Annotated in this window: 4 protein-coding genes; 1 reads left to right on the forward strand and 3 read right to left on the reverse strand. The window is 64.3% G+C overall.

The window, feature by feature from the left end:
• The 3 genes from GXY33_00330 to GXY33_00340 all read right to left on the reverse strand — a co-directional run.
• Positions 1-931: sigma-70 family RNA polymerase sigma factor (locus tag GXY33_00330; GenBank protein NLX03567.1), on the reverse strand; the 931-nt coding region annotated here is incomplete at its 3' end.
• 107 nt (positions 932-1038) lie between these two features.
• The gene (locus GXY33_00335) at positions 1039-1860 is read right to left on the reverse strand and encodes a methyltransferase domain-containing protein (protein NLX03568.1); all 822 of its coding nucleotides are present in this window, start codon (positions 1858-1860) and stop codon (positions 1039-1041) included.
• An 87-nt stretch (positions 1861-1947) separates the two neighbouring features.
• Positions 1948-5517, reverse strand: coding sequence for a DNA polymerase III subunit alpha (locus GXY33_00340; GenBank protein NLX03569.1), 3570 nt, complete (start codon positions 5515-5517; stop codon positions 1948-1950).
• A 473-nt stretch (positions 5518-5990) separates the two neighbouring features.
• Here GXY33_00340 and GXY33_00345 point away from each other — a divergent pair, with 473 nt between their 5' ends.
• The gene (locus GXY33_00345) at positions 5991-8246 is read left to right on the forward strand and encodes a PAS domain-containing protein (GenBank protein NLX03570.1); all 2256 of its coding nucleotides are present in this window, start codon (positions 5991-5993) and stop codon (positions 8244-8246) included.
• The last annotated feature ends 31 nt before the right edge of the window (positions 8247-8277 follow it).

Consider the following 8277-nt stretch of genomic DNA (forward strand, 5'->3'; position numbering starts at 1 on the left):
AGGCGTTGGTCGAGAGGATGTAGACCGTCTCGTGGTCCGTTTCGATTCCCAGGAGCCGGGCCGCTTCGGCCACGGTCAGCGAGAACGGGTCGTGCGTGGCGCTGTCGCCGGCGAGTGAAACCTGCGAATAATTGATTTTGCCCATGGCAGCCTCCGTAGAGGATGAGTGTTTCTGGACGGCGGTGGCGGTGGCGACGGCGGCGCTGATGAGGGCGACGGCCATGACCTTGCCGTAGAGCGTGCCGAGCAGGGCGCCGGCGGCGGATGACCCAGCGGTGCCGGCTGCGATCGGGGTTTGTGCGAGTTGCGCCGCCAGCATGGCCTTGACGGCTGTGGCGAGCGAAGCCGGCGCGGCTTGGGCGGATTGTTGCGAGAGGGCGGCAGCCAGTATGGCGGCGGGCGCAATCACTCCGGCCTTGGTGAGGCGGCGGCGCAGAGCATCGAGGCCGGTCCCAATCCGCCGTGAGATTGTCGCGGCGGAGACCCCTGCCCGCTCGGCGATCTGGGCCTGGGTGCGTTGGTGCAGAAAGTGTTCGACGAGCACCTGGCGGAGTTCGTCGGGCAGTTCGTCGAGGGCCTGGTCGACTTGCGGGGCGATCTGTTCCCAGAGGACTGCCGGTTCCTGATGGGCTTTGAGTTCGGCGTAGGCCAGTTCGCGGTGGCGTCGGGCCCGCTGGCTGCGGATCGTCTGGAGGCAGGTGCGGGTGGCGCATCGGTGGAGCCATCCGGGCAGCGAGGAGCGGACCTGATCGGCTTCGCGGGCGAGCCGCACGAAGCACTGTTGGGCGGAGTCCTCAGCGGGGTCGGCGCGGCCGTGGATCCGCACGCACGTGCCGTAAACGAGGTGCTGGTAACGGCTTACGATGGCTGCGAAGGCGTCGGGGTCGCCCGTTTCCGCGTACCGCTGCACCAGTTCAAGATCGGTATTCATGGGTTCAGCTCCTTGTGTATTCTACCAGAAAGGTGCAGACGTAGGCGGGATCTTGCAGGGTTTTCGAGCATGCGGCCCTGCTGCGGCAAGATCAGGAGCAGGCGTGGTTACCTCTTGACGGCCTTGAGGGAGAGCAGCAGCGGATAGACCGCCTTCTCAGCGGGCATCCGAAAGAGGCCGTCCGGTCCCTTGACCATCTCGGGTGAGAGGCGACAGCAGCATTCCGGGTGTTCGCCGACACGCTGTACGGTCAGTCCCGCATCGGCCACGGCATTGAGGATATCCGAGACGGTGTACGTCCATTCGTAGTTCGCCTTGCGGATGGGAGTATCCGTTGCATGGTAATCGTAGCTGCCTTCCTCATCCGCCGGGCTGAATTGTGGCTGGCCGTTCGTGAAGTAACTCCGGGCGACATGAGGTGCGGCGCCACCCTGGCCGGGCTCGATGCAGTAGGTAAGCGGGTGTATGTCTATCAGGATGAAGGTTCCTCCCGGCCGCAGACGATCCGCCAGCACGCGGCACCAGCGAGCGAGATCGGGAAGCCAGAGAAGCACGCCGTAGGTCGCGTAGACGACGTCGAATTGCTCATGGAGATGCGATGCCACGTCGTACACGTTGCAGCAGAGGAATCGGCAGTTGAGCCCACACTGGTCGTTCAGATCCCTGGCGGCACGAATGGCCTCTTCGGAGAAGTCCACGCCGGTGACCAGAGCGCCCAGCCGTGCGAGCGACATTGAATCCACGCCGATGTGACACTGGGCGTGGAGGATGCTTTGGCCGGTCAGATCGCCGAGCAGTTTGCGTTCGATGGGCAGCAGGGTCGATGCGCCTTTCCTGAAGGCTTCGATGTCATAGACCTCGCCCGGCCCCAGGTGCAAGGGGGTGGACGCATTCGAGTACTCTCTGTTGGCTTTGAAGAATGCATCCATTGGAGGCCATCCTCGCCTGTCTCAGTAGTTGACGGTTCCGCTGCTTTTTGTTCGTCCGAGGCCAAGGCCGATCCGGGCGCACTGCGGTTATCCCGTGGTTGACGGCTGGCTGTTTCGCGCGCCGTTTGCTGCTCCGTTGCCGTTGCGGCGGAAGCGGTTGAAGCGGTTTTTTCCGTTGCCGTTGCCATTGCCGTTGGGCCGGCCGGGTTGGAGGATGACGTGGCCGGGGCCCAGGAGGGCGTCGATCCGGCTGAGGAACTCCATGCCCGGTGCGACGCGGACGTGTTCGCCGGCCCGGACAGTGGCCAGATTCCCGTCGGCGGTGCGGATGACGAAGGCGAGGCCGCTTTGTCCGCGGTGCGCTTTGCAGACTTCGTGGAGGCGGTCGATGGTGTCGGCTTGGAGGCCGGCGGCGCTGAGTTTGATCGTAACCATGGCGGTCAGGAGTTCCGGGCCTTTTTCGAGCGGGTAGACCTGCTCGGCCCGGATGGACGGGTCTTCGCGGCGTTTGTCGACGGTGCCGCGGACGAAGATCATCTTATCGGGAACCAGTTCGTCGCGGAGTTGGTCGAAGTCGTCCGGGAAGACCACGACCTCGATTCGGCCGTGGAGGTCTTCGAGGCCGATGATGCCCATCTGCCTGGCCTCGCCGTTCTCGCCGCCGCGCGACTTGACGGTGACCTTGCGGATTTTCTCGATCAGTCCGCCGAGGATGACTTCGGTTCCCTCGCCGAGTTCGCGGACCTTTTCGGTGTTGGTGGTGGCGAATCGTTCGATCATCGGGGCGTGCTGGCTGAGCGGGTGCGAGGTGACGTAGAATCCGAGCGTGGCCTTTTCGAAGGCGAGGAGGTCTTTTTCGTCCCATTCGTCGTTGGGGAGTTTTTGGGCGGTTTCAGTGGCGTCGCCCTGTTCGGCGAGGGTTTCGAAGAAGCTCATCTGGCCCATGGCGGCGTCGCGGTGGGCGCTGTCGGCGGCGCGGAGGGCCTCTTCGAGGGCGTCGAACATGGCTTTTCGCTTATCGCCGGTGGAGTCGAACGCGCCGCACTTGATGAGGGCTTCAACGACGCCGCGGTTGACCAGGCGCGTATCGACGCGGCAGCAGAAATCGAAGATCGACTGGAACTTGCCCTCCTTCTGTCTGGCCTCGACGATCGCTTCGACCGCCTTGGCCCCGACGCCCTTGACGGCGGCGAGGCCGAAGCGGATGACGCCCTTTTCGCCCTCGTAGACGACGGTGAAATCCGGCCCCGAGGCGTTGACATCGGGCGGCAGCACCTCGATGCCCATGCGCTTGGCTTCCTGGATGTACTCGACCACCTTGTCGGTGTCGCCCATTTCGAAGGTCAGCAGGGCGGCCATGAACTGGAGCGGGAAGTAGGCCTTCATGTAGGCGGTCTGATAGGCGACGACGGCATAGCGGGTGGAGTGTGACTTGTTAAAGCCGTATCCACCGAACCGCCGGATCAGCTCGAAGAGTTCCTCAGCCGTCTTTTTGGGCACGCCGTTCTGGTCGCAGCCGGCGAGGAAGTTCTCGTATTCGGAGGCGATGACGCTGTCGAGCTTCTTACTGATGGCCTTGATGAGGTTGTAGGACCGCCGCAGCGGCAGGTTGCCCAGGCCGTTGAGGATTTTCATGACCTGTTCCTGGTAGACCATGATGCCGAAGGTCTCTTCCAGGATTTCGCGCATCTTGGGGTGCGGGACGTTCCACTCGGCTCCGTGCTTTCGCTGGATGTAGTCGTCGATCATCGTCATGGGGCCGGGCCGGTAGAGGGCGTTGGCGGCGATGAGGTTGGCGAGGCGGTCGGGCTTGAGTCGCATCAACAGGTCGCGCATGCCGTCGGATTCAAACTGGAATATGCCCTTGGTCTCGCCGCGGCCGAAGAGGTCGAGGACGGTCTGGTCGTCGAGCGGGAGTCTGTCCAGGTCGATCTTCTTGCCGAGTTGGCTTTCGGTCAGATCGACGGCCCGCTGAAGGGTTGTCAGGGTTCGCAGGCCCAGGAAGTCCATTTTCAGGAGGCCGACCTTTTCGACGACGGTGCCTTCGAACTGGGTCAGGACGTCGTCGCCGCTCTTGGCCAGCGGGACGAACTCGTCGAGCGGGCGATCGGCCACCACGACGCCGGCGGCGTGGACGGAGACGTTGCGGGCGAGGCCTTCGAGGCGTTTGGCGATGTCGATCAGGTGGCGCACCGTCTCGTCGCCGTCGTATTTCTTGCGAAACTCGGGCTCGGATTCCAGAGCGCCGGCGAGAGTGACCTTGGGGCCGATCGGCACGAGTTTGGCGATGGCGTCGACGTCGGCGAGCGGGATGTCGAGGACGCGTCCGACGTCGCGGATGGCGGCTTTGGCGGCCATGGTGTTGAAGGTGATGATCTGGGCGACGTGGCCGTACTTGTTGCGGACGTACTCGATGACGCGGCCGCGGTTGTCCTGGCAGATGTCGATGTCGATATCGGGCATCTCGTCGCGTTCGGGGTCCATGAACCGTTCGAAGAGCAGGTCGTATTCGAGGGGATCCTCGGCGATGATTCCCAGACAGTAGCCGACGACGCAGCCGCCGGCGCTGCCTCTGGCGCCGCAGGGGATGTTCTGCTCGTGGCACCAGTTGACGAAGTCCCAGACGATCAGGAAGTAGCTGCCGAAGCCCTTGGAGCAGATCACCTCGAGTTCATAGTCGATCCGCTGGCGGACCTGGTCGGTCAGTTCGCCGTAGCGCTCGGCTGCGCCCTTGTAGACCAGTTCGCGCAGGTAGTCTTCGGGCGTCTGTTTGGTCGGCGGCTGGTAGACCGGGGCGTGGCGTTCCTTGAGGTTGAGGTCGAGGTTGCAGCGGCTGGCGATCTCGACGGTGTTGGCGATGGCCTGCGGGTGCTTCGGGAAGAGGGCGGCCATCTCGTCGCCGCTTCGCATGTAGAACTTGTCGGAGCCGAAGGAGAGGCGCTTTTCGTCGGTGAGTTTTTTGCCGGTGTTGACGCAGACGAGGATTTCGTGGGCGCGGGCGTCGTCCTGGTCGGTGTAGTGGATGTCGTTGGTGGCGATCAGGCCGACGCCCTTGGCCTTGGCGATGTCGATGATTGCCTCGTTGGCCACCTTCTGTTCGGGCAGGTCGTGGTCCTGGAGTTCGAGGAAGAACCGGTCCGGCCCGAAGATCGCGAGGTACTCCTCGACCACCTGGCGGGCGCGGTCGACGTCCTCGCGGAGGATGGCCTGGGGGATTTCGCCGGCGAGGCACGCCGAGGCGCAGATCAGGCCCTCGTGGTGTTCGCGCAGCACCTGCTTGTCGATGCGCGGGCGGTAGTAGAAGCCGTCGAGATAGGCGGTGCTGGCGAGCTTAAGCAGGTTGCGGTAGCCGGTAAGGTCCATCGCCAGGAGCAGCAGGTGGAAGGAGGCGTCGTCGATGCCCTTGGCCTCCTTGTCGCGGCGGTCGCCCGGGGCGATGTAGGCTTCGTAGCCGATGATCGGCTTGATTCCGGCGGATTTGGCTTCCTTATAGAACTCGATGGCGCCGAACATGTTGCCGTGGTCGGTGATGGCGAGGCTGTCCATGCCGAGGGCCTTGGCCTTGGCGATCAGGTCGCCGATTTTCGACCCGCCGTCGAGCAGGGAGTAGTGGGTGTGCGTGTGCAGATGGACGAACGGAACGTGCGTATCGGTCACCGGTCGATTCCTTCCCGTTTGAAGACCGTTTTTGTGTATTCCCGTGGGCGCGGCCGGCGTCGCCGGGCTGGCCGCTGCGGCCGATTGCCTCCTGATGGATCGGTCCTGCCACCGCCCACACGTGACAGACGACGACTATATCAGGCCGCCCGCCCGGCTGCAATGCCGGCCATGCGAATCTGACCGCAGACCCGGTCTTCAGGCGTCGATTGAATGTCGCGTAACCACAATTATTGGCGGGTGCCTGTGGTTTGGCAAACCCATCATTTCGCCTTGCCGGTTGTCGGATTTCCGCATTGGCGGGCGGAGGCCTGCGCCACATCTCCCGGTGACGGTTACGTTTGCGCCATAGGCAGCTTGCTCTACGTTTTCGGGCGAGACTGAGTTACTTTGGTGGTACGATTATCTATTGGTTAGACCGCTCGCTGGGTTTAGAATTAGGGATCGAGGGCGCATTTCGAAAGGGTGCGATCTTGGATTGGGGCGTAGTGCGGGCATTGCGGCTGGGCGGGGGGACGATGACGCTGCGCCGGGCGCTGGTGTTGCTGACGCTGGCGGTGCTGGCGCCGATGCTGGCGGTGGTGGCGGCGATCCACTGGCACCAGTTCGACATCCGTCGGGCCCAGGAGGAACAGGCGAATCTCGAGCTGGCGCGGGCGATGGCGGTTCGGGTCGAGCAGTACGTTCAGGACATGCTATGCGACCTGTCGATACTGGGCGGTCTGATCAGCGGTCCGGAACCGCCGACGGGCGCGCAGATCACCCATCTGTTGACGGGAGCGGCCGGCGAGCGTCCCTCGGTTTTGCTGACGGCGTTGGTGGATGGCGAGGGGCGGATCGTTTACTCGAGCGATCCGCGGGCGGTGGGCATTTCGATCGCTGGGCGGGAGTACTTCCAGCAAGTCCGGTCGGGGAAGGATTGGGCGGTCAGCGACATGCTGATCTCGCTGGTGGATCAGAAGCCGACGTTTGTGGTCGCCCGGGCGGTTCACGGCGGTCAGGGGGATTTCCTGGGTCTGGTGTTTACTTCGGTGAACCCCGAGGTTCTTAGCGACCTGGAGATCGGTCCGAAGCGCTGCGGGCAGGGCGCGGTGGTTGTTTTCGACCGGCAGGGGACGCTGGTGTTCCGGCGGCCGTCGGTTCCTTTGACGTGGGAGAAGCGTCGGGCGTGGACGCGGCTGGACCCGATGCTGCGGGAGACGCTGGCCGGCGGGCGGGAGCGGGTCGGGGAGTTTGTTTCACCGGTGGATGGGCAGCTTCGCATGGCGGCCCGGACGCCGGTTGGCGACATCGGCTGGGTGGCTGGGGCCAGCCGACCGGTCGCCGAGACGATGGCGCCGGTCTACCAGGGGTTGTTTAGGTCGCTGGGGCTGGTGGTTTTGGTGGCGGCTGGATCGCTGATCGGGGCGTGGCTGGTCGGCGGGCGGATCACCGGACAGGTGGAACGACTCCAGAGCCATGCCGTCGCATTGGGCCGCGGTGAGGAAGCCAAGCCGATGGGGGCGGCGGGCATTCGGGAACTGGATGAGGTGGCGGCGGCCTTTTCGCGGATGCGGGAACAGGTGGCAGGGCGGGAGGCGGCATTGCGGGAGAGTGAGGAGCGGCTGACGCTGGCGGCGGAGGCCGGCCGCGTGGGGGCCTGGGATCTTGACTTTCCGACGAAGCGGCTGCACTGGAGCGCCGTCTATTTGAAGCTGGCCGGGTTGAGGCCGGAGGAGTGGGGCGGGAGGCGGGACAGCTTTCTGGACGTGCTGCATCCCGACGATCGCGAGCGCATCATGGGTATGGTCGAGCAGGCGATCGCGGAGCGGCGTCCCACGCTGGTGATGGAGTTTCGCATCGTGCGACCGGACGGCCAGGTACGATGGATGCGTGGAGAAGGGCGAACGTTCTACGACGCCGACGGCCGGCCGCTTCGGGACATCGGTGTGGCGGTGGACATCACGGAGCGCAAACGGGCTGAGGATGAACTGCGGAAGGCGAAGGACGAGTTGGAAGACCGCATCGGGGAGCGGACGGCGGAACTGGCCCAGACGGTTGAGGAGCTGCGGCGGTCGAACGCGGACCTGGAGCACTTCGCCTACGCGGCCAGCCACGATCTGCAGGAGCCGCTGCGGCAGGTGGCCAGCTTCGTCCAGCTTCTGGCTCTGCGCTACGGCGATCGGTTGGATGAGAACGGCCGGCAGTACATCGATCAGGCCATTGAGGGGGCCAAGCGGATGAGCGCGCTGATCAAGGGTCTGCTGGACTACTCGCGGGTCAGCACCCAAGCCCGGCCGATCACCCCGACCGATGTGGGTGCGGTTTTGGAGGAGGTGCTTTCGGACCTGCACCTGTCGATCGAGGAGGCCGGCGCGCAGGTGGCAGCCGATCCGCTGCCGACGGTTCCGGCGGACAGGATCCAACTGGCCCAGGTGTTCCGGAACCTGATTTCCAACGCGGTGAAGTTCCGTCATCCGGATCGTCCGCCGACGGTGCGCATCTCGGCCCATCGACAGGACGGGGCTTGGGAATTCCGGGTCTGCGACAATGGGATCGGGATCGAGTCGGTCTATTACGAGCGGATTTTCGAGATCTTCCAGCGGCTTCACACCCGCCGGTATTACGAGGGCACGGGCATCGGGCTGGCGTTGGTCAAACGGATCATCGACCGCCACGGCGGGCGGATCTGGGTGGAGTCCCAGTTCGGCGAAGGGTCCACGTTCTTCTTCACGATCCCGGTGGAGTAGCGCTTTGATGCCTGCCCGTTGGTCTGTGGAA

Source organism: Phycisphaerae bacterium, from assembly GCA_012729815.1.
In the GTDB taxonomy this organism is placed as follows: Bacteria; Planctomycetota; Phycisphaerae; order JAAYCJ01; family JAAYCJ01; genus JAAYCJ01.